Genomic DNA, 2934 nt, shown 5'->3' on the forward strand with positions numbered 1-2934 from the left:
GGTTAAGTTAGAAAGGGCGCACGGTGAATGCCTTGGCACTAGGAGCCGATGAAGGACGGGACTAACACCGATATGCTTCGGGGAGCTGTAAGTAAGCTTTGATCCGGAGATTTCCGAATGGGGGAACCCACTGTTCGTAATGGAACAGTATCTTTACCTGAATACATAGGGTATTGAAGGCATACCCGGGGAACTGAAACATCTAAGTACCCGGAGGAAGAGAAAGCAAACGCGATTCCCTGAGTAGCGGCGAGCGAAACGGGACATAGCCCAAACCAAGAGGCTTGCCTCTTGGGGTTGTAGGACACTCAACATGGAGTTACAAAGGAACGGGGTAGATGAAGCGACCTGGAAAGGTCCGTCATAGAAGGTAAAAACCCTGTAGTCGAAACTTCGTTCCCTCCTGAGTGGATCCTGAGTACGGCCGGACACGAGAAATCCGGTCGGAAGCAGGGAGGACCATCTCCCAAGGCTAAATACTCCCTAGTGACCGATAGTGAACCAGTACCGTGAGGGAAAGGTGAAAAGCACCCCGGAAGGGGAGTGAAATAGTTCCTGAAACCGTGTGCCTACAAGTAGTTAGAGCCCGTTAATGGGTGATAGCGTGCCTTTTGTAGAATGAACCGGCGAGTTACGATCCCATGCAAGGTTAAGTTGAAGAGACGGAGCCGCAGCGAAAGCGAGTCTGAATAGGGCGTATGAGTATGTGGTCGTAGACCCGAAACCAGGTGATCTACCCATGTCCAGGGTGAAGTCCAGGTAACACTGGATGGAGGCCCGAACCCACGCACGTTGAAAAGTGCGGGGATGAGGTGTGGGTAGCGGAGAAATTCCAATCGAACTTGGAGATAGCTGGTTCTCTCCGAAATAGCTTTAGGGCTAGCCTCACGTAGTAAGAGTCTTGGAGGTAGAGCACTGTTTGGACTAGGGGCCCTCATCGGGTTACCGAATTCAGACAAACTCCGAATGCCAAAGACTTATCCGTGGGAGTCAGACTGCGAGTGATAAGATCCGTAGTCAAAAGGGAAACAGCCCAGACCACCAGCTAAGGTCCCAAAGTATACGTTAAGTGGAAAAGGATGTGGAGTTGTTTAGACAACCAGGATGTTGGCTTAGAAGCAGCCACCATTTAAAGAGTGCGTAATAGCTCACTGGTCGAATGACTCTGCGCCGAAAATGTACCGGGGCTAAACGTATCACCGAAGCTGTGGATTGACATCTTAGATGTCAGTGGTAGGAGAGCGTTCTAAGGGCGTTGAAGCTAGACCGTAAGGACTGGTGGAGCGCTTAGAAGTGAGAATGCCGGTATGAGTAGCGAAAGATGAGTGAGAATCTCATCCACCGAATGCCTAAGGTTTCCTGAGGAAGGCTCGTCCGCTCAGGGTTAGTCGGGACCTAAGCCGAGGCCGAAAGGCGTAGGCGATGGACAACAGGTTGATATTCCTGTACCACCTCTTTATCGTTTGAGCAATGGGGGGACGCAGGAGGATAGGGTAAGCGCGCTGTTGGATATGCGCGTCTAAGCAGTTAGGCTGAGAAGTAGGCAAATCCGCTTCTCGCGAAGGCTGAGCTGTGATAGCGAGGGAAATTTAGTACCGAAGTTCCTGATTCCACACTGCCAAGAAAAGCCTCTAGCGAGATAAAAGGTGCCCGTACCGCAAACCGACACAGGTAGGCGAGGAGAGAATCCTAAGGTGAGCGAGAGAACTCTCGTTAAGGAACTCGGCAAAATGACCCCGTAACTTCGGGAGAAGGGGTGCTTTTTGAGGTGAATAGCCTCGAAGAGCCGCAGTGAATAGGCCCAGGCGACTGTTTAGCAAAAACACAGGTCTCTGCGAAGCCGCAAGGCGAAGTATAGGGGCTGACGCCTGCCCGGTGCTGGAAGGTTAAGAGGAGGGGTTAGCGCAAGCGAAGCTCTGAATCGAAGCCCCAGTAAACGGCGGCCGTAACTATAACGGTCCTAAGGTAGCGAAATTCCTTGTCGGGTAAGTTCCGACCCGCACGAAAGGCGTAACGATCTGGGCACTGTCTCAACGAGAGACTCGGTGAAATTATAGTACCTGTGAAGATGCAGGTTACCCGCGACAGGACGGAAAGACCCCGTGGAGCTTTACTGTAGCCTGATATTGAATTTTGGTACAGCTTGTACAGGATAGGTAGGAGCCTGAGAAGCCGGAGCGCTAGCTTCGGTGGAGGCGTCGGTGGGATACTACCCTGGCTGTATTGAAATTCTAACCCGCACCCCTGATCGGGGTGGGAGACAGTGTCAGGTGGGCAGTTTGACTGGGGCGGTCGCCTCCTAAAGAGTAACGGAGGCGCCCAAAGGTTCCCTCAGAATGGTTGGAAATCATTCGCAGAGTGTAAAGGCACAAGGGAGCTTGACTGCGAGACCTACAAGTCGAGCAGGGACGAAAGTCGGGCTTAGTGATCCGGTGGTTCCGCATGGAAGGGCCATCGCTCAACGGATAAAAGCTACCCCGGGGATAACAGGCTTATCTCCCCCAAGAGTCCACATCGACGGGGAGGTTTGGCACCTCGATGTCGGCTCATCGCATCCTGGGGCTGTAGTCGGTCCCAAGGGTTGGGCTGTTCGCCCATTAAAGCGGTACGCGAGCTGGGTTCAGAACGTCGTGAGACAGTTCGGTCCCTATCCGTCGTGGGCGCAGGAAATTTGAGAGGAGCTGTCCTTAGTACGAGAGGACCGGGATGGACGCACCGCTGGTGTACCAGTTGTTCTGCCAAGGGCATCGCTGGGTAGCTATGTGCGGACGGGATAAGTGCTGAAAGCATCTAAGCATGAAGCCCCCCTCAAGATGAGATTTCCCATAGCGCAAGCTAGTAAGAACCCTGAAAGATGATCAGGTTGATAGGTCAGAGGTGGAAGCGTGGTAACATGTGGAGCTGACTGATACTAATCGTTCGAGGACTTAACCA

Annotated in this window: 1 rRNA gene; it reads left to right on the forward strand. The window is 52.7% G+C overall.

Features of this window, described 5'->3' with window-relative positions:
* Positions 1 to 2934: ribosomal RNA gene (locus COE25_RS23135) — 23S ribosomal RNA — on the forward strand.

Origin of the sequence: Bacillus sp. AFS031507 (genome assembly GCF_002584635.1) — a bacterium.
Taxonomy (GTDB): domain Bacteria; phylum Bacillota; class Bacilli; order Bacillales; family Cytobacillaceae; genus Neobacillus.